The organism is Nonomuraea turkmeniaca, assembly GCF_005889735.1.
Lineage (GTDB): Bacteria > Actinomycetota > Actinomycetes > Streptosporangiales > Streptosporangiaceae > Nonomuraea > Nonomuraea turkmeniaca.
Map to the genome: position 1 here is coordinate 21,741 of NZ_VCKY01000005.1, position 19,890 is coordinate 41,630.

16 protein-coding genes are annotated in these 19,890 nt (G+C 69.4%); 11 read left to right on the forward strand and 5 right to left on the reverse strand.

What is annotated here, in order from left to right:
* The first annotated feature begins 14 nt into the window (after positions 1-14).
* From ETD86_RS02425 to ETD86_RS02440, 4 genes are all read left to right on the forward strand, one after another.
* The gene (locus ETD86_RS02425; protein ID WP_138664417.1) at positions 15-1,100 is read left to right on the forward strand and encodes a sensor histidine kinase; all 1,086 of its coding nucleotides are present in this window, start codon (positions 15-17) and stop codon (positions 1,098-1,100) included.
* On the forward strand, positions 1,097-1,732 hold the full coding sequence (locus tag ETD86_RS02430) for a response regulator (protein WP_138664418.1): 636 nt from the start codon (positions 1,097-1,099) through the stop codon (positions 1,730-1,732). Before ETD86_RS02425 ends, ETD86_RS02430 begins: the two co-directional genes overlap by 4 nt.
* Before the next feature lie 81 nt (positions 1,733-1,813).
* A complete protein-coding gene (locus ETD86_RS02435; RefSeq protein WP_138664419.1) occupies positions 1,814-2,479 on the forward strand; it encodes a hypothetical protein in 666 nt (221 codons plus the stop codon).
* A 68-nt stretch (positions 2,480-2,547) separates the two neighbouring features.
* Entirely contained in the window at positions 2,548-3,048 is a 501-nt protein-coding gene (locus ETD86_RS02440) for a MarR family winged helix-turn-helix transcriptional regulator (protein ID WP_138664420.1), read from the forward strand.
* A gap of 64 nt (positions 3,049-3,112) precedes the next feature.
* On the opposite strand, the gene ETD86_RS02445 is transcribed toward ETD86_RS02440, so the two are convergent.
* Complete coding sequence (locus ETD86_RS02445) at positions 3,113-3,826, reverse strand: expansin EXLX1 family cellulose-binding protein (RefSeq protein WP_138664421.1); 714 nt, start codon at positions 3,824-3,826, stop codon at positions 3,113-3,115.
* A 356-nt stretch (positions 3,827-4,182) separates the two neighbouring features.
* Between ETD86_RS02445 and ETD86_RS02450 the strand changes: the two genes are divergently transcribed.
* A complete protein-coding gene (locus ETD86_RS02450) occupies positions 4,183-5,169 on the forward strand; it encodes a glycoside hydrolase family 11 protein (RefSeq protein WP_138664422.1) in 987 nt (328 codons plus the stop codon).
* Positions 5,170-5,274: 105 nt separating this feature from the next.
* On the opposite strand, the gene ETD86_RS02455 is transcribed toward ETD86_RS02450, so the two are convergent.
* Positions 5,275-5,649, reverse strand: a complete 375-nt coding sequence (locus ETD86_RS02455) for a winged helix-turn-helix transcriptional regulator (protein ID WP_138664423.1) — start codon at positions 5,647-5,649, stop codon at positions 5,275-5,277.
* Between the two features lie 77 nt (positions 5,650-5,726).
* On the opposite strand from ETD86_RS02455, the gene ETD86_RS02460 reads away from it, so the two are divergent.
* The 3 genes from ETD86_RS02460 (at position 5,727) to ETD86_RS02470 (ending at position 8,714) form a co-directional block, all read left to right on the forward strand.
* A complete protein-coding gene (locus tag ETD86_RS02460) occupies positions 5,727-6,563 on the forward strand; it encodes an SDR family oxidoreductase (RefSeq protein ID WP_138664424.1) in 837 nt (278 codons plus the stop codon).
* Between the two features lie 286 nt (positions 6,564-6,849).
* The gene (locus ETD86_RS02465) at positions 6,850-7,608 is read left to right on the forward strand and encodes an SAM-dependent methyltransferase (protein WP_138664425.1); all 759 of its coding nucleotides are present in this window, start codon (positions 6,850-6,852) and stop codon (positions 7,606-7,608) included.
* 248 nt (positions 7,609-7,856) lie between these two features.
* Entirely contained in the window at positions 7,857-8,714 is an 858-nt protein-coding gene (locus ETD86_RS02470; protein WP_138664426.1) for a glutamate ABC transporter substrate-binding protein, read from the forward strand.
* A 55-nt stretch (positions 8,715-8,769) separates the two neighbouring features.
* Here ETD86_RS02470 and ETD86_RS02475 read toward each other — a convergent pair whose 3' ends face one another.
* On the reverse strand, positions 8,770-10,161 hold the full coding sequence (locus ETD86_RS02475; RefSeq protein WP_138664427.1) for an APC family permease: 1,392 nt from the start codon (positions 10,159-10,161) through the stop codon (positions 8,770-8,772).
* 215 nt (positions 10,162-10,376) lie between these two features.
* Positions 10,377-12,260: an adenylyl cyclase gene (locus tag ETD86_RS02480; RefSeq protein WP_211369778.1), complete on the reverse strand. Its 1,884-nt coding sequence runs from the start codon at positions 12,258-12,260 to the stop codon at positions 10,377-10,379.
* A gap of 231 nt (positions 12,261-12,491) precedes the next feature.
* Here ETD86_RS02480 and ETD86_RS02485 point away from each other — a divergent pair, with 231 nt between their 5' ends.
* Complete coding sequence (locus ETD86_RS02485) at positions 12,492-13,499, forward strand: aldo/keto reductase (protein WP_138664428.1); 1,008 nt, start codon at positions 12,492-12,494, stop codon at positions 13,497-13,499.
* A gap of 65 nt (positions 13,500-13,564) precedes the next feature.
* Here ETD86_RS02485 and ETD86_RS02490 read toward each other — a convergent pair whose 3' ends face one another.
* Positions 13,565-14,953, reverse strand: a complete 1,389-nt coding sequence (locus tag ETD86_RS02490) for an SPFH domain-containing protein (RefSeq protein WP_138664429.1) — start codon at positions 14,951-14,953, stop codon at positions 13,565-13,567.
* 214 nt (positions 14,954-15,167) lie between these two features.
* Here ETD86_RS02490 and ETD86_RS02495 point away from each other — a divergent pair, with 214 nt between their 5' ends.
* Positions 15,168-16,814 carry a RecQ family ATP-dependent DNA helicase gene (locus ETD86_RS02495; protein ID WP_138664430.1) on the forward strand — a complete coding sequence of 549 codons (1,647 nt, stop codon included), beginning with the start codon at positions 15,168-15,170 and terminating at the stop codon, positions 16,812-16,814.
* A 114-nt stretch (positions 16,815-16,928) separates the two neighbouring features.
* Entirely contained in the window at positions 16,929-19,871 is a 2,943-nt protein-coding gene (locus ETD86_RS02500) for an AfsR/SARP family transcriptional regulator (RefSeq protein WP_138664431.1), read from the forward strand.
* Positions 19,872-19,890: the final 19 nt, after the last annotated feature.

The following is a 19,890-nucleotide window of genomic DNA, read 5'->3' on the forward strand; positions in this document are numbered from 1 at the left end:
GTAGATTTGTCCGCATGGCATGGTTGCGGGACCCCGATCGTCCGGCTCTCCTCAGCGTGGTGTTCTGGGTGGTGCTCGGCGCCACGGTCGTGACGAACCTGGCGATGCCCAGCGGCGCGCGGGACCGGGTTCTGTTTTTCGCCGACGTCGCGCTGCTGTGCGGGTTGTGGCCGGTGATGCCGTGGCGGCCGGGCAGCGGACGTCGTCTGGTGGCTCCCGCTTTCCTGGCCGGCACGTTCGTTCTGGGGCTCACCGGGGCGGTCGGCACGCAGATGCCCCTGCTGCTCATCGGCGTGGCCAACCTCGCCTTCGTGTACGGCATGCGGGTCGCCACTGCCATCCTCGCTGCGTTCGGTGTGATCACGGTCGTGGTCGTGCCGCTGTTCTATGGCAGGACCATCATGTACGCGTTGGCCGAGACGGCGGTGGTCGCGGTGCTGGCCGCTTTCTCGATGGGCATGGCATCGGCGGTGCTGCGAGCCCGGCACCTGGCCGAGCGGGTGCGCGAGCTGACCGTGGCCGAGGAGCGCACCAGGATGGCGGCGGATATGCATGACTCGATCGGCCACCACCTGACCGTGATCAAGGTGGGGTTGGAGAACGCCGAGCGCTTCCGCGACCGCCGGCCCGCAGCCGCCTGGGAGGAGGTACGCCAGGCCAAGGAGCTCACCGTGGCGGCGCTGGCCGACGCCCGCCGCTGGGTACGCGCGCTGCGCCCGCTCGCCCTCAACGGTGACCTGGGCAGTGCCGCGCTGCAGCGGCTGGCGGACTCCTTCAGCGGCACCGGCCTCACGGTCACCTTCGAGGTGACGGGGGCCGAACGCCACCTGGAGCCCGATGCCGAGTTGGTGCTCTACCGTGTGTTGCAGGAAGGGCTCACCAACGCCCTGCGGCACGCCGAAGCCGAGTCCGTACGAGGCACACTGACGTTCGGCAAGGGGAGGGTCGTGCTCGTGGTCGCCGACGATGGCAAGGGTCACGACCATGGCCATGGGTTCGGATTGAGCTCGCTGGCCGAGCGGGTCGAGGCCCTCGGGGGTACGCTCACCAGCGGCAACGCGGCCAAGGGCTTCGAGCTGCGCGCGGAGCTGCCGGCGTGAGCCCGGTCCGGGTGCTGCTGGTCGACGACCAGGAGCTGATGCGGCAAGGGCTGCGCAAGCTGCTGGAGATCGAGGACGGCATCGAAGTCGTGGGCGAGGCCGCCGACGGCGTGAGCGCGCTGGCAGCGACCCGAGAGAACCGCCCCGACGTGGCGCTCGTGGACGCCCGGATGCCGCGGATGGACGGCGTGGAGCTGATCACCCGGCTGACGGCCGAGCATCCCTCAGTGGCGGCGATCGTGCTCAGCACCTTCGACGAGGACGACTACATCTTCGGAGCGCTGCGTGGCGGCGCCGTCGGCTACCTGCTCAAGGACTGCTCGCCCGACGAGCTGGTCGCGGCCATCATGCGGGCGAGCCGCGGCGAGACCGTGCTGAGCAGCCCGGTCGCCGCCCGGCTGGTCGCCAACCTGCGCCGGACACCCGTGCCTGGCGCGTTCCGCGGCCAGGAACTGCTATCGGCCCGGGAACTCGAGGTGGCGCGGATGGTGTCCGCCGGCGCCACCAACCGGGAGATCGCCGCCCGCCTGTTCATCACCGAAGGGACGGTGAAGAACCACGTCTCAAGCGTGCTGCGGAAGCTGGGCCTGCGCGATCGTACCCAGCTCGCCCTGCATCTCGCAGACCGGTAGCCCGGGGGCCAGAGTTTGTCGGGCCGAATGCGCGACTCCGCGTGGATTATTCACTGGTAAAACATCTGTTAAACTTTGAGGGTGAGTGCCATCCCCTTGCCCCGGTTCCGGTGGCGCGTCCGCACGCCCGTACGCGCCGCGCTGCGTTTGGCGCCGCTCGGTGACATCTGGCACAAGCCCGCGCTCAGCGCGGTGGCCGCGATGGCCGTCGTCCTGCTCCCGCTGCTCGTGGCGGGCCGGCTGGACCTGGCCCTGTACGCCGCCGGCGGCGCGATGTGCGCCCTGTACGGGCACGGCCTGCCGTACGCGGCGCGGGCCAGGGCGCTGGGGTGGGTGGTGGCGGGGATGTCGTCGAGCACCGGCGTCGCGCTCGTCACGGCCGCGCTCACCGACTCGGTCGTCATCCGGGTGGCGGTGGCCGCGCTGCTGGCCGGGCTGCACAAGGCGGCCTGTGATGTGACGCGGATCGGGCCGCCGGGCAACGTCGTTCTGACGTTCGTCGCCGCCGGCGCCGCCTTCGTGCCGCAGCGACTGGCCGACGTTCCCGTGCAGCTGGGACTCGGGGTGCTGGGCGGGGTCGTGGCCTGGGTGGTCGGGATGGCGCGCCACCGCCGACCGGCTCCGGGCCGCGCTGGTGGACCTGCGCGGCCGCCGACATCGCGGCGGGGGAGTGGTGGAGCGCGGCGCTGCCGCAGGAGCGCATCGCCGCCGCCGAGCGCGCCGGTCACCACCGGCTGGCCGAGCTGATCGCCCGACCCGGGTGACGGGCGCGTACGATCAGTGCCATCGGACACCCCGGACAGGGAGGATCGAGCGTGGAGGACGCCGTGGCGATCGTGCTGCGCCAATGGCGGCAGGTCCTCCCCGACGCCGACCTCGACAGCATCGCCGTCATCGGCAGGCTCAACCGCTGCGCCGCTCTGCTGCAGCAGGCCACCGACGCCCCACTCGGCCGCGCCGGGGTGAACCGCGCGGAGTTCGACCTCTTGTGCGCCCTGCTCAGGGTGGGCGGTGAGCTGACGCCGGGCAGGCTGGCCCGCGAGACGTTCGCCTCGGGCGCGGCCGTGACCAAGCGGGTCAAGCGCCTGGAGGAGATCGGCCTGGTCGCCCGGCGCGTCGACGACCGGGACCGCCGGGTGGCCCACCTGTCGCTCACCGAGCGTGGCCGCGACTTCATCATGCGGCTGATGCCCCAGCAGCTCGAATACGAGACCGCCCTGCTGTCCGGCCTGCCCGCAGAGCGCGAACGGGAGCTCGCGGCCCTGCTGTCCGAGCTCCTGCTGATGCTGGAAGGCCGCCTGGGCGGCATGGGCTGATCGCCTCGTCGTCGTACACCTCCTGCGAGGGCGCCGGCCAGCATGTGGGCGCAGGGCCGGGTCGTCAGTACATCCTCGTGGTGGTGCGCTGGATGACGGTGGGGGCCAGACGGACGCGTTTGGCCGTGACCCGGTGGCCGCGGTTGTCGGTGACCCGCACGGCGAAGGGGCCCCGGCCCATGCCGGACTCAGCGATCCAGTAGTTGTAGTCGGCCCGGGCCAGCTTGCGCCACGCGCCGCCGGCGGCCTTCACCTCGACCGACGTGAGCGGGTTGCCATGGTCGATGACCAGCAGCGCCAGCCACCACTGCGACGACCCCTCCTTGACGCGGAAGGAGAGCGGCCTGCCGACGCGCGGGTTGCGGACCGGGCGGTACGTGACCCCCACCATGCCGTTGCCGGGGTTCGCCACGCGGGAGAAGGCCGTACGGCTCAGGTCGATGTGCCCCGCCGGGCACTCCGGGCACTGGTCGACGACCTTGACCCGGACGGTCCCCCTCGGCCCGGTGACGTTCAGGTAGCCGCCGCAGGCGGCCGCGGCGGCGTACTCGCGCGGGGAGAGCGCGGCGTAGAGGTTGCCGGCGGGAGGCGACGGATAGGAGCAGTTACCGGCCCCGGACTGGAGCTCGTAGAAGGTCGCCTTCCCTCTGATCACCTTCGCGGGCACGAGGACGGCCGCGGTGCTCTCCCCGCTCTGGGCGGATTGTGCCAGGGCATGGGCTGGGAGCAGCGAGGTCGCGGTGAGCACGGCGGCGAGAACGCAGGATAAGCGTCCCATCCGGGAACTCCTCTCGTGCGTGGTCGGTGTGACAGTAGCGAAATCGGTGCATGTCGGTACGGCAAAGCACCAGATATCCCTCGGTGGTGCTTGCGGATCAGATGAGCGAGGCGAACCGGTCCTGATCTCGCCCCATACCGTCGCCTCGGGTGGCAAGTTTCGGATGACACGCGAAAATTTCAGCAGTCAATCTCGCACTTGGTCAGGACTAATGTGCTCTCGCGGGCTCTATAGCTATCGGAGTTGGTTGACAAGCTAGAGAGCCCGGCCGATACTTTCGCCACTGCACCGATAGTTTCGTCCCCACCGGACCGAACTGCCCGCCCCGTCGGCCTTCACGAGGAGGAAGCACGCACATGAACGGCGCCCCCACCCATCCGAAGAGCCGCGCACGCGGCCGCGTCAGGCTGCTCCTAGGTCGTGCCTGCGCCTTAGCCGTCGCACTGGTCGTGGCCCTGGCGATGCCGCCCGGCATCGCAAACGCGGCCCCCATAACCTCCAATCAAACGGGCACCAACAACGGCTACTTCTATTCGTTCTGGACCGACAGCCCTGGGTCCGTCTCCATGGAACTGGGATCCGGCGGCAACTACAGCACCTCATGGCGCAACACCGGGAATTTCGTGGCCGGTAAGGGCTGGAACCCCGGCGGACGCAGAGCCGTGAATTACTCAGGCAGCTTCAATCCGTCCGGCAACGCCTATCTGACCCTCTATGGTTGGACGAGAAACCCGCTCGTGGAGTATTACATCGTCGACAACTGGGGCACCTATCGGCCCACGGGGACGTACAAGGGCACGGTAACCAGCGATGGTGGTACGTACGACATCTACCAGACGACGCGATACAACGCCCCCTCCATCGAGGGCACGAGAACCTTCAATCAGTACTGGAGCGTCCGGCAGTCCAAGAAGACGGGCGGCACCATAACGTCGGGCAACCACTTCGACGCATGGGCCCGTTATGGAATGAACCTGGGCAGCCATGACTACATGATCCTCGCAACAGAGGGATATCAAAGCAGCGGCAGCTCCAATATCACGGTGGGCGGCTCCCCCGGCGGCGGCAACCCCGGCGGCGGCTGCACCGCGACGCTCTCCGCGGGCCAGCAATGGAGCGACCGGTACAACCTCAACGTCTCGGTCAGCGGCTCGAGCAACTGGACCGTGACGATGAACGTGCCGTCCCCAGCGAAGATCATCGCTTCCTGGAACATCAGCGCCAGCTACCCGAGCGCCCAGGTGCTGACCGCCAGGCCCAACGGCAGCGGCAACAACTGGGGTGTGACGATCCAGCACAACGGCAACACGACCTGGCCGACGGTCTCCTGCAGCGCGAGCTGACCACCGAACGCCCGCGACACCGCACCTGTGGCGCGGCGGCTCTTGGCCGCCGCGCCACGCTGTGACCCATGAAGCGACTGGCCCGGGAGACGTGCGGAACCAGGCCTAGCGTCCCTGATAGGCCTCGCGTGCCGACATGACCTCGGGCATGCGGCCCTCCGCCCAGGAGATCAGCGGGATCAGTTGCTCGGCGGCCTCGCGGCCGAGTGCGGTGAGGCTGTATTCGACCCTGGGCGGGATCGTGTGCTCGGCCTCCCGTAGCACCATGCCGTCGCGTTCCAGGGCCTGGAGGGTCTGGGACAACATCTTCTCGCTCACCCCGTCGACGCGGCGGCGCAGCGCGTTGAAGCGGTAAGGCCCCTCGTACAGGGCCGCCAGCGCCAGGATCGACCAACGGCTGGTGATCGTCTCCAGCACCGTGCGCGAGGTGCACCTGCGCGAGAAGACGTCGGCCACCAGGTTCTCGAAATCCTCCTCCATAGGTGCCAGCTTACGCGCTCGCAGCACTTTCTGATAGAAAGTACTAACTGAATCGCCGGTACTAGGGAGTAGTAATCATGATGGTGGTGACAGGGGCCAGCGGGCATCTGGGTCGTCTGGTGATCGAGGAGCTGAAGAAGCGCGTTCCCGCCGAACGGATCGTCGCGGCGGCGCGCACTCCGGAGAAGGCCGCCGACCTCGGGGTCGAGGTACGCGAAGCCGACTACGACCGGCCGGAGACGCTCAAGGACGCGCTGCGGGGCGCCACCAAGGTGCTGCTCATCTCAGGCCTCGAGGTCAACCGGGTGCGGCAGCACGCCTCGGTCGTGGACGCGGCCAAGGAGGCCGGGGCCGTGCTCGCTTACACCAGCGCGCCCAAGGCCGACAGCACCGAAGCGGCCCTCGCGGCCGACCACAAGGCGACCGAGGAGTACATCAAGGCGTCCGGAGTGGCGTACACGCTCCTGCGTAACAACTGGTACCACGAGAACTACGCGCAGTCGATCATGATGGCTCCCCAGCTCGGCGCCGTGTACGGCGCCGCCGGCGACGGCCGCATCGCCGCGGCCGCACGCGCGGACTACGCCGCCGCCGCGGCCGCCGTGCTGACCGGGGACGGCCACGAGGGCAAGGTGTACGAGCTGGCCGGCGATACCGCCTGGACCCTGGCCGACCTGGCCGCCGAGATCTCGGCGGTCACCGGCAAGGAGATCGCTTACCAGAACCTGCCGAAGGACGACTACGCGGGAGTCCTGGCCGGTGCGGGTCTGCCGGCCCCGATGCCGGACGTGATGGCCGACGTGGACGTCAACATCTCCCGCGGCTGGCTCGCCGACACCCCGGGCGCCCTGCGCGAGCTCACCGGCCGCCCCACCCAGCCGATAGGCGAGTACGTCCGCGCCCTGCTCGGCTAGCGTCCCGCGCTCCACGCGGACGCCTGGCGTTCGGCGGGCTGGGAGCGCCGCGCGCCCGGCCGTCCCTGATACGAGCCGGCGGGGCCGGTCTCGGCGGATCGGAGCCGCGCGGGGCTACATGATCACCATGCCGTCTCCATCACGTCTCAAAGAGGAGCACTGTCTCTTTGTACGGAATGTCCCCCACGAGAATCAGAATTGATCGCAGACTTGAGGACAGGCCGACGAGACAGGCCCAGGGCACGATGCGCGAGTGCCTGGACGGAAGCCCCGGAAGGAGAACTCCATGATCGACACGAACGTGCCGCACTCTGCCCGAATCTGGAACTACTGGCTGGGCGGCAAGGACAACTACGAGGTCGACCGCATTGCGGGGGACGAGTACAAGAAGACCTTCCCCGAAGTGGTCGAGCTCGCCCGCGCGTCGAGGGCGTTCCTTGTCCGCACCATCACGTACTTGACCGAGGAGGCGGGCATCAGGCAATTCCTGGATGTCGGCACCGGCCTGCCCACGGTGGACAACACCCACGAGATCGCCCAGCGCATCGCCCCCGAGTCGCGGATCGTCTACGTCGACAACGACCCTCTCGTGCTGGTCCACGCCCGTGCGTTGCTGGTCGGCGCGCCGGAGGGCGCCACCGACTACATCGACGCGGACGTGCGCGACACCGACACCATCCTGAAGACCGCCGCGAACACGCTCGATTTCAGCAAGCCCGTGGCGCTCAACCTCAGCGGCATCATGGGCCACATCGCCCGCCTGGACGAGGCGCTGTCGATCGTCGCACGGCTGATGGACGCCTTGGCGCCGGGCAGCTACCTGGCGCTCAACGACGGCACCAACGTGCACAGTGCGGCAGGGGTGGAGGCGCAGGAGCAGTACAACGACAGCGGCGCCGTCGCCTACATCCAGCGCACGCCTGAGGAGATCGCACGCTTCTTCGAGGGCTTGGAGCTGGTCGAGCCGGGCGTGGTGACGGTCAACCACTGGCACTCGAACGGCCGCGAGCTCGACGCCTACGGCGGCGTCGGCCGGAAGGTGTGAGCACCGGACTCGTTGCCCGGACCGGCGACCAGGCGCCTCTCACCCGGTCGTCGGCCCCTGATCCAGGGCGCCCCCGCGAAACCTCACCAGGCACGTGTGACTCTCCAGCCCCGTGCGAGGCTGCGCACATCGCATATTTGGACGATATGGACATAGCGATACGAATGATCAGGGTGCTCTTTGCGTCGCCTGTGGCACGCTCTATCGATTGGACACGACCCGAAGAGATCAGATAGAGGTCCCCCACCATGCTGATGCGTCGAACAGGGGCGTTGCTCGCCGCCGTGGTCACGGCGCTTGGCGTGGCCGCATGCGACCATGCGGACACCTATGTCAGTGTTGCCGAGAAGATCAGAGAGACCGGGCAGGTCTCGATCGGCACGAAGTGGGATCAGCCGAACCTGAGCCTGAAGCAGGGGCATGGCGATCCCGAGGGCTTCGACGTCGATGTCGCCAAGTATCTCGTGAAAGAGCTCGCCGGCGGCCGGGACGTGAAGATCACCTGGCGGGAGTCGCGGCAGGCGAGCCGCGAGGCGATGCTCCAGAACGGCGCGGTGGACATGATCGTCGCGTCGTACTCCATCACTGCGGCCCGCAAGAACTACGTGACCTTCGGAGGGCCGTACGTCATCGCCCACCAGGACACCATGGTGCGGGCCGACGCCTCCGACCTCACCAAGGCGACCGACCTGAAGCACAGGCGCATCTGCCAGGTGCCGGGGTCCAACTCCTACCAGCGGATCGTCGAGCCGCCCCCGGACGGGCAGCTCGGCCTGCCCGCCGAACTCGTCGGCGCGAACACCTATGCCGAGTGCGTGTACAAGCTCGGCACCGGCGACCTCGACGCGGTGACGACCGATGACATGATGCTGGCCGGCCTCTCCAGCCACAACCCTGACCAGTACAAGCTGCTGAAGGACCCGTTCACCGACGAGAGGTACGGGGTCGGGCTGAAGAAGGGCGACAAGGCCACGTGTGAGGCGGTCAACCGGGCGGTCGCCAAGATGTGGCGGGACGGCACGGCCGTGAAGCTGCTGCGGAAGTGGTTCGGCCAGACCGGCCTCACCCTGCCCACGACGCCGCCACCGGCCGAAAGGTGCAGTTGAGCACGGCGACCGCCGCCGGCGCCCCGCCCGAGGCGCAGCGCCGGTCGCCGCTCGGTCACGCCCTGCTCTTGCGGGACAACCAGGTCATCACCCAGAGGATCGCGCCGATCGCCAGCAGGACCCCCGCGATCTCGTACTGGCCGGCCGGACGCCCGGAGGACCACGGCAGGACCAGGTAGAGGCACGTGATCGTGCCCACCACGGGGAGGACGCGGCCCGCGTTGAAGTGCTCCGTAGCGGTCTGGTCCCTGCGCAGGACGAGAACGGAGACGTTGACGAGGGCGAAGACGGCGAGCAGGAGCAGCGACGTCGTACCGCCCAGCAACGCCACGACCGGGCTGTCGGGAACCAGCGAGACGAACGTGATGAGGCAGATGGCCAGGACGGTGGTGAACACGATCGCCGCATGTGGCGTGCGCCGGGAGGGGTGCACCTTGGACAGGAAGGGAGGCAGCACGCCCCGCTTGCCCATCCCGTAGAGGAGCCGGCTGGCCATCAGCATGTTGATCAGCGCGGAGTTGGCGACGGCGAACATCGAGATGAACGGCAACAGGTCGGCGATCGGAACCCCGGGCGCCGCGGTCTGCACCACCGTCACCAGGGGCGTTTCACTGTCGGCGAGCTGGCCGACGGGGACCACCGCAACGGCGCAGATGGACACCAGCACGTAGATCAGCCCGGTGATCCCAATGCCGGTGAACATCATGCGGGGGAAGATCCGTGTCGGATTCTTGGTCTCTTCCGCCATGTTGACGGAATCCTCGAAACCGACCATGGCGAAGAAGGCCAGCGACGTCGCGGCGCTGACCGCCAGGAACACGCTCTTGTCGGCGGCGGTCTCGAAGGCGACGACGCGGGAGAAGTCCGCCTGTCCGCCGAGGATGAAGTACATGCTGAGCACGATGACAAGGAGCAACCCCGACAGCTCGACCGCGGTGAGCACGATGTTGACCTTGACACTCTCGCCGACGCCTCGGAGGTTGACGGCCAGGACCAGGAGCATGAAGGCCACGGCGATCAGCAGGATGACGCCGTTTCCGACGTCCAGGCCGAATCCGGCGGCCAGGTTCGCGGCGAAGGCCCGCGACGCCGCCGAGGCCGAGGTGATGCCCGAGCACATCACGGCGAAGCACACCAGGAAGGTCAGGGCGTGTTTGCCGAAGGCCTTGTCCACGTACAGGGCGGCGCCCGCGGCCTCCGGGTATTTCGTGACCAGCTCCAGGTAGGAGCACGCCGTGATCAGCGCGACGATGAAGGCGATGGCGAACGGCAGCCAGGCGGCGCCGCCGACCTCGCCGGCGACCTGGCCGGTCAGCGCGTAGATGCCGGTCCCGAGGATGTCGCCGATGATGAACAGCAGCAACAGGCCTGGGCCCATCACCCGCTTCAGACTGGGCTGGCCGTCGCTACCGGCCTCGGTAGGACTGGGAGGACTGATCTGAGACATGGGGGGTGATCCTTGTCATGAGTCAGTGCTGGATGGTCGGGTCATGTCCCGTGTGCCTGGCCGGCCACGTGATCTCAACCGTCATCCTGACACTCTACGATCCTGCGCAGTCATCCGTGAACACCATGTCACGCTGCGTCGGCGCGAGACGGGCTTGGAGCGTCCAGCGTGACGGTGGGCCTGGGCACGGAGACTCCGGCCCACCGGGACGGGCCCTACGGGGCCGGGTAATCCGCCACGTACACCGGCGCGCCGACCTTGGTCGTGTCGGCCGCATCGCCCACGCCGTTGACGACGTGGTCGATCGTCCCGGCGCTGAGGTTGACGGTCATGATGTGGTGCAGCTTGACGCCCGCGGTCTGCGGAACCTCGAAGCCGTTCTCGGTGTGGATCTGCGGGTTGTTCTGGTTGAAGACGTAGACCCCGCCGCCGTAGAGGCTGTGTGTCCGCACGCGGTCGCCGACCTTGTAGCCGGCCCAGCCCTCGACGCCGCCGTTCATCCAGTCCGCCTGGGCCGGCGGGTCGTACGGCAGCTCGTTCTGGTACAGGATCGTCGTGCCGTCGTCGCCGTTCCAGATGGTGTTGTACTGCTGGAAGTGCTCGACGAACAGGCCGGTCGCGGTCACGTGGTCGCCGTTGACGACGGCGCCGTTGCGGCCGATGTTGGTGTTCCAGCGCTGGGTGTCGGTGAAGCCCTCGACACCGTGGTCGGCGCGCCACACCCAGGTGTGGTCGATGAGCACGTTGTCACTGTTGATCTCGAGGGCGATGTCGGTCTTGCCGACGTGCGGTCCGCCGACCCGGAAGTACACGTCGGACAGGGTCGCCGGATTGTCCGGCGAGCTCCAGCGCTTCCCGTGCTTCTTGCCCACCCGCAGCAGAACCGGCGACTTCTCCAGGCCCGCGTCGATGGTCACGCCGGCGACGACGACGCCGGGTACGTCGGCGACGTCGATCGGGGTCGAGCCGCGGACGGCGGTGAGCGTGGCGTGCCCGAGGCCGAGGACGACGGTGTTCGGGCGCTTGATCTCGATGCTCCGCGCGATGTCGTACACGCCGGGCGTGAGCAGCAGATGCTTGCCGCGCGCGAGCTGGTTGTTGATGACCTGCACCGAATCCGACGGCTTGGCGACGAAGAAGTCGCTGATCGGCAGGGTACGGCCCGGCGTCATGCCCTCGGCCCACGAGATGCCACGCGTGTCCTTCCGGGCGGCGGGCACGCGGACCTTGTACCTGCCCTGCGCGTCGGCGTACAGGTAGGGCTTCTCCCGGCTGACGGGGGTGGCGTCGAGGGTTGTGTAGGGCGGGTTCGGGAACGCGGCGTCGTCCGGCGCGCCGACGACGCCCGAGAAGACCTGGTTCCACACGCCGTTCGACCAGCCGGCGACCTCGCTGTTGCGGGTCAGCCACTGCTGCTGCGATCCGTTCGTGACGGACGGCAGCCTGGAGTCGGCGATGAAGCCTCCGCTGGCGTACTGCGGGCCGGCGGTGCAGTAGTCCATCAGCGACAGGTTGCCGCCGCTGATGTCGAGCCGGCGCAGGGACACCGCCTGGGAGACGGCCCAGAAGTTCGCCGACCCCCTGCAGCCGTCCTGGCCGGCCGCGTTGACGTTGATGGACAGGTTGGACAGGGTGCGCCAGAAGTTGACGAGCGCGAGGCAGTTGCCGGTTCCGCCGTCCGCCAGGCAGCGGTTGTAGACCTCGACCTTGCCGTTGATGACGACGTCGGTGGGGGAGGCGCCCAGGCCGGAGATCTCGGTGTAGTAGCCGACCTTGATCTGGAGGGGGTGCTCCGCGGTGCCGTACGTTCCCGGCTTGAAGAGGTAGGCGTGGCGCGTGGTGCCCATCTCGTTGTCGACCTGGGCGGCGTGTGCCGCGTCGAGGGTCGCCTGGATCTGGCCGACCGGCATGCTCGCATCGAAGACGGTCACGTTCGGCCCGAGATCAGGGACGCCGGGGGGCGACGATGCGGCGGTGGCCGTTCCCGCCGTCATGACGGCGGTCGCCAGCACGAGACCGAACGTGAACGCCCGGCCGATCTGCGGGCGGCCGGGGCGCCGCCGCGTGCGACTCCCATCGCCGAAAGGCTGGGTCGTCATACGGTTCGTCCTTTCCACTGCAGGGGCGGCCAGAGATCGGCCGGACTGAGAGAGCGCTCTCTCGCAACGTAAGGCTTGTATCAAGGGCTGGAAAATGTGTCGGACGTTTCTACCGCGTCAACCGGTCGGTTCACAAGTGCACGCGAGCGGGCTTGACCTGGAGTGCGCTCAAGCTTCTAGCGTCGAGGGCATGCCGGAAAGTGCTTCGAGAGCCGACGAAGGGGATGTCACGTGAAGACCGTGCAGCTTGGCCGTACCGGCGAACAGATCAGCCAGCTCGCCCTCGGTTGCATGATCATGGGTACCGTCACGCCGGAGGACGAGGCCGTCACGATGCTGGACCGGTACGTCGAGGCCGGCGGCAACTTCCTGGACACCGCCGACTGCTACTGCTGGTGGGAGCACCGGGGCAGTTACGGCGGCCAGAGCGAGGAGCTGATCGGCCGCTGGCTGGCCAGGACCGGCCGGCGCGAGGAGGTGTTCCTGGCCACCAAGGGCAGCGCCGTCCCTCGCGACCTGGACGCGGTCTGGGTCGACGATCAGCCGGACTGGGGTGTCGCGTACCGGACGTTCGTCGGGGCCGGGGCGAAGACGTTGCGCGATGCGATCGACGGCAGCCTGCGCCGGCTCGGCACCGACCATGTCGACCTGTACTACGTGCACGTCGACGATCGGGCCACGCCCCTGGAGGAGACGCTGGAGGCGCTCGCCGGCATCGTCCAGGCCGGCAAGGCCCGCTACATCGGCTGGTCCAACGTGCGCACGTGGCGGCTGGAGCGCATCCGCCAGTTGTGCGCCCAGCACGGCTGGCCCGCGCCGGTCGCGCTCCAGCAGCAGCACTCCTACCTGCGGCGCCGCGCCGGGCTCCGGAACGTCTCCATCGTGGACGACGAGCAGCTGGACTACCTGCAGACGCACGACGACCTGACCCTCGTCGCGTACTCCCCGATCCTCAAGGGCATCTACGACGACCCGGTCAAGCGCGAGGGCCACTGGGCGATGGACTCGTACCAGGGGCCGGACGCCGACGCCCGGCTGGCCGCGGTCGCCGAGGTGGCCGCCGAGGCCGGCGTGACCCCGAACGCGCTGGTCCTCGCCTGGCTGCTGCACCAGACCGCACCGACGATCGTGCCGCTGATCGGGCCGCGCACTCTCCAGCAGTACGAGGCGGCCCTGCCGGCACTCGACGTCAAGCTCACCGACGAACAGCTCGCCCGGCTGGACACGGCCGGCGCCTGACCGCGAACGATCCGCTGCGGTGGTTGTGCCGGCGGCGCCGGCACAACCACCGCGCGCCGAAGTGATCAGGAATCCGGCCTGTCGCCGTCGATCGCCGAGCGCAACACTCCGACCACCACGGCGAGCTCCGCCAGCAGGCCCGACACGGTGGTCCGGTCGCTGCCGTTGATCGACACCATGCGCAACTCCTCCGGCTTGGGGAGCTGCGCCATGATCTCGGGCAGCAGACCGATCAGCTTGGCCTGCAGGCTGGCCGGTGTCTGCTGGTTGTCGATATCGGCCCGCATCCGCGCCCGCTCCACGTCGAGCAGCGCCCGCTCGTGGTCGGCCAGCGCCCGGGAGCGTGCCAGCTCCAGCTCGCCATCGAGCTCCAGGCGCTTGAGCTCCCGCTCCCGCTCGATCCTGAGCCTGCCGGTCTCGGCCTCCTCCGCGTGCCGTTCGCGCTCCATCCGCAGCGCGTGCCGGGTCGTCTCCGTCTCCAGCTCCGCCACCGCCCTGGAGTCGTCGTGCTTGCGCTGGGTACGCCGCAGCCGCTCAGCGACCTCGGTGTCGAACTGCCACGCCTCGTTGCGGGCCCGCAGGCCGGCGAGCTCTCGCTCATACTCCAGGCGCTGAGTCTCCTTGAGCCGCTCGGCCGCCATCTCGCGCTGGGAGATCGCCTCTTCGGACTGCAGCTCGGCGAGCCGGGCGATCTGCCCTTGCTCGGCCCGGTAGGGCTTCTGCAAGTTCTCCCAGAGCCGCGACGAGCTGACGACCGCCTCCTTGATCTGGACGGTGACGATGCGCAGGCCGAGCCCTTGGTCGCCGTTGTCCTCGCCCTCGGCCACGGCGCGCAGCCGGGCCGTCAGCTCCTCGATGATGGGCTGCTTGTCGCTCAGCACGTCGCGGACGCCCATGGTCGCGACCTTGTCCTTGATGGCCGCCTCTGCCTGCTCCCGCAGCTGGATGTTGACCAGGCGCATGGGGTCCTCAGGGTCGCCGAAGTCCAGTTTGCGGTAGGCGGTGGGGAAGGTTTGGATCCCCCACTGCACATATCCCTGCACCAAGACCCCTTGCAGCTCGCGGCAGATGCAGTATGCGTTGATCAGGATGGTCTGGGTGGCGCCCGGGACTACCAAGAATGAGTCCGTGGCGGGGTTGAAGCGGAAGGACACGCCCAGGCCGATGTGTAACGGCTTTTCGCGGCCGCGGCGCGTGTGCACGACGAAGGCGTTGGGTGGGACGAGCACGTTTTTCCAGCGCCAGAAGCCGGTGATCCGGACGTCCACCGGGCCCGGCGTCGCCTTCTCGGGTTCCGGACCACCGAGGGCCCGCTCGCGCTTGACCAGCGGGCCCGCCATGGGCGCCGACTCGCCGACGGGGGCGCCGCGCCGCGCCCTGAGGTCGTCCTCGAGCACCGCCTGTTGTGCGACGACCTGCTCCAGATAGGCGTTGCCCTTGCCAGCGGTGCTCATCGTCCCCTCCGCCCCACCTCGCGATTGCCGATGAGTCTCGCCTACGCCGACGGATCATCGCAAGCAATATGCGCCCCTGGCGATCGATCCGGCGCACCGGCCTCCAGCTCGGTGTGCGCGCACGCTCCGCTGCGTGAAGCTGATCGCGCAGTGGGGGGCGCATGCGGTCCGCCAGTGCGGGTAATGACCGCCCACCGATGGAAGGGTGGGTGGCATGGGATTGTGGATGGGGCTGAAGGGCCGGTTCGGGCGGCAGGGGCGGCGGTTGCGCGCCACAGCCCGGCAGCGCTTCGGCTGGCGGAAGCTGCGGCCGGGCCAGCAGGAGGCGATGCAGCACTTACTCAGCGGGCGTGACGTGCTGCTCGTCATGCCGACCGGGGGCGGCAAGTCGGCGGTCTACCAGGTTCCCACCCTGCTGCTCGACGGACCCACCATCGTCGTCTCGCCGCTCATCGCGCTCCAGCGTGACCAGGTGACCGGTCTGCTCAAGGCCGGCGCGGGCGGCGCCGTGGCGGTGAACTCGACCTCCTCCGTGGCGGCCGGGCTGGAGAAGGTGACGGCCGGAGACGCGGCGTTCGTGTTCCTGTCCCCGGAACAGCTCGCCAAGCCCGACGTCGTCGAACGGCTCGCGCAGGCCGGGCCGTCGCTGATCGCGATCGACGAGGCCCACTGCGTCTCGTCGTGGGGGCACGACTTCCGCCCCGACTATCAGCGGCTCGGGAAGGTCATCGAGCGTCTGGGGCATCCGCCGGTGGTGGCGATGACCGCCACCGCCGCGCCGAACGTCCGCGAGGAGATCGTCCGCTCGCTCGGACTGGACGGCCCGGTGGAGATCGTCAGGGGGTTCGACCGGCCGAACATCTCGCTGGAGGTCCGGCGGTTCGTCCGCGCGGAGGACAAGAGCGAGGCGCTGGTCGAGGACGCCGCCTCCCGCGAGGGCCTCGGCCTGGTCTACGTCGCCACCCGCAGAGAGACCGAGGAGTACGCGGCGGCGCTGGCCGGCAGGGGCCGCCGGGCCGAGCCCTACCACGGGGGCATGCGGACCGCCGAACGCACCCGCGTACACGAGCTGTTCACCAAGGGCGACGTGGACACCGTCGTCGCGACCTCGGCGTTCGGGATGGGCATCGACCGGCCGGACGTGCGCTACGTGCTGCACGCCGACCCGCCGGAGTCGCCCGACGCCTACTACCAGGAGATCGGCAGGGCGGGCCGGGACGGCGCGCCGGCCTCGGCGGTGCTGTTCTACCGGCAGGAGGATCTGGGCCTGCGCCGGTTCTTCCTCGGCGGCCGGGCCGACGGTGAGGCGCTGCTGCGCGTGGCGACGCTGGCGCGCGAGCACGCCGGCACGGTGCCCGCGGCCGAGCTGGCCGCGCTGCTCAAAGTGAGCACGTCCCACCTCACCAGACTCGTCAACCTGCTGGAACGGGCCGGCGCGCTCTCCGTGACCGACACCGGCGACCTGCGGTACGCCTCCGGCACGCTGACGCCTGAGCAGGCCGCCGCGCGCGCGATCGAGCTGGACAAGGCGCGGCACCGCGTCGACGACTCGCGCATCGACATGATGCGCGGCTACGCGGAGACCCGGGGTTGCCGCCGCCGGTTCCTGCTCGAATACTTCGGCGAGCCGTACGCCGGGACGTGCGGCTCGTGCGACACCTGCGAGAACGGTGAGGCGTCCGAGCGCGTGCCCGACCCCGGCAAAGAAGGGTTCCCCGTGCAGGCGAAGGTGACGCACAAGAAGTGGGGTCCGGGGACGGTCATGAGCCGCGAGCATGACCGGATCACCGTGCTGTTCGACTCGGTCGGCTACAAGACCCTGTCGCTGGCCGCGGTGGAGGACGTCCTCCGCCGGGCGTAGGCAACGGGCGGTGGCTCCCTTCTCGGAAGGCGTCGTCGCTCCCAGCAGTGTCGCGCCGAGGTTGCACTTTCCGGCGAAACTCACTCTTGTAAGCCCGGTGGTAAGTTCCCGAGCGTGAGCCCGTTGTTCCGTGTTCTCGGGCCCTTACAGGCCGACGTCGAAGGGATGCCGCTGGCGCTGGGCCCGCCTCAGGCGCGCGCCGTGCTGGCACTCCTTCTGCTCCGGCCGCGCGACGTGATCTCGATGCAGAGACTCGCAGACCAGCTGTGGGAGGGCCGGCCCCCGCCGTCGGCGCGGGTCCAGCTGCAAGGGCTGCTCTCCGACCTGCGCCGCAGGCTCGGGAAGGGGCTGATCGTGACCCGGGCGCCCGGTTATCTGCTGGACATCCCACCCGGCTCCGTGGACCTGGACCTGTTCCGGCAACATGTCGCCGAAGCCCGGCGGCTGATCGGCGACGGACACACCGCGGCGGGCGCGGCCAGATTGCGGGCCGGACTCGGCCTGTGGCGCGGGGAGCCGTTCGCCGACATCCAGGTCTCGGCCGTGCGCGAGGCCGCCGGCCAGCTCGCCGAGCTGCGGCTGGCCGCGATCGAGGATCGTGCCGACGCGGACCTGAGACTTGGCGGCTCGCCCGAACTGCTCGAAGAGCTCGGCGATCTCATCGCGAGACATCCTCTTCGCGAGCGGCTGCGCGGCCACCTGATGACCGCGCTGGCGCGCTCCGGGCGGGTGCCGGAGGCGCTGGAGATTTACCACGAGGGCCGCAAGCTGCTCTTCGATGAGCTCGGGGTGCAACCATCCGCGGCGCTGCGCGCCGTACACGCCGGGATTCTGCGTGCCGAGCCGGGGCTGTCCCCGTCGGCGGCCCGGCCGCGACGGTCACCGGTACCGAACACGCTGCCACCTGACGTCTCCGTCTTCGTCGGACGGGAGGCGCAGTCGCGAGAGCTGATCGAGCTGCTCACCACCGCCCGTTCCCGGCCCGTGCCGCTGGTGATCGCGGTAACCGGGGCCGGAGGTGTGGGTAAGTCGGCCTTCGTGGTGCACCTCGCAACCCAGATCCGCGACGCCTACCCGGACGGGCAGCTCTATCTGCACCTGCAGGGAACTCGCTCTCGTCCCGTCAGCCCGGCGACCGCGCTGGCCCGCCTGCTGCGCGCACTGGGCGTGCCGGTGGACGCCGTCCCGCCGGACCTCGACGAGCGGACCGAGCTCTACCGGAACCTGGCCGGCGGCCGTTCGCTGCTGCTGGTGCTGGATGACGTCGCCGACGAGAGCCAGCTGCGCCCGCTGCTCCCGGCTGATCCCCGCTGTGCCGTTCTCGTGACCAGCCGTCGCCGGCTGGCGGGCATCGACCACGTACGGCCGGCGCCGCTGGACCTGCTCGACGAGCGGGAGAGCATCGACCTCCTGCGTGGTGTGCTCGGAGACGCCAGAGTCGCGGCCGAGCCCGAGGCCGCAGGCGAGCTGGCCGCATACTGCGGAGGGCTGCCGCTCGCGTTACGCATCGCCGCCGCCCGGCTGAGACACCGCCCGGAGATGACGCTCGAGGACCTGGCCGTCCGGCTCGGCCGCGACCGGCTGGACTGGCTGGAGGTCGGTGACGTCGCGGTACGCGCCAGCATCGCGCTCAGCTACAGCCAGCTCGACGGGCAGCGCCGGCGGCTGTTCCGCCGGCTCGGGCTGCCCGCCATGGCCGAGTTCGAGGGCTGGACGGCCGCGGCGCTGCTGGACACCGACCTGGCGTCGGCCGAACGACTGCTCGACGAACTCGTCGCGGTCCATCTGGTGGAGCCCGCGCACCGGGGCGTCACGGGCCCTCGTTACCAGCTGCACGATCTCATCCACCTCGCGGCCGGCGAGCTGGCCGCCGAGGAGGAGCCGTCCGGCGAACGGCGGGCCGCGTTGGGCAGGGTGCTGCACGGCTGGCACGACCTGGCCGCGGTCGCCGACGGACGGCTTCCGCACTGGTACGACCTCGACCCGGCGCCGGCCCCGGGATGGCAGGTTCCGGCGGCGATCCGCACCGCCGTGGAGGCCAACGCGCCGGCCTGGTTCGATGAGGAGGCGTACCTGCTGGGCAGTGTCGTGCGGCAGGCGGCCGACGAGGGATTCCCGCAGGTGGCATGGCCGCTGGCACAGCGGGTCTCCGCCTACTTCGACATCCGAGGCAGGTACGACGAATGGTTCGACGTCCTGCGGGACGGTCTACGGGCCGCCGAGCAGGCAGGGGACCGCCCGGGCAGTGCGTGCATGCTCGGGCTGCTCGCCGATGTGGAGAGCAGCAGGGACAGGTACGACGTCGCCCTGGCCAACGCCGAGCGAGCCCTGGAGGCGTACGGCAAGCTGCCACCCGGCGAGGTGCCGGTGTTCGACGACGAGGACCGCACCGGCGATCCCGAAGTGGCCCGGCGGACCAGGGCACTCGAGGAGGCGCGCCGGAGCGGCGACCCGATGGCGGTGGGCTGGGCCATATACGACCTGATCTTCGCCCGGCGCAACGCCGGCCTGAGCGGCGGCTATCTGCCGTTGTTCGAGGAGGCCAGAGGGGCTTTCGCCGCGTGCGGCGCCGGCATGTCCGAGTTGTGGACGGTGAAGAACCTCGGGTTGAGCTACTTCAAACGGCGCCGGCTCCACGATGCCGCGGAGTGCATCGCCCAGGCCCGCGCGATCATACGGAGATTCCAGCTGGGTGAGCACACCCTGGCCGGCAGCGACATCGCGCTCGTGTACGCCGCCAACAGCAGATTCGACGAGGCCGAGCGGCTGGCGCGCGCCGAGCTGGAGCAGGCGCGTACCCAGGACAATCCGTGGACCGTCGCGAGAGCGCTGTCCACGATCGGCCGGCTGGCCCACGACCGCGGGGACCATCAGGCCGCTATGGCCTCCTACCTGGAGGCGCTCGCCGTCTGGCGGCAGCTGAATGTCCCGTCGAGGATCGTCGCCACCACGCGCGCCCTGGCCGTCGTCAGCGACGACCTCGGAGATGCCGAGGCCGCCGAGCTCTACCGAGCTGAAGAGGGCCGCGCGATCGCAGGCGCTCCACCCACTGCTTAGCGGATCGACAGGCACGCCC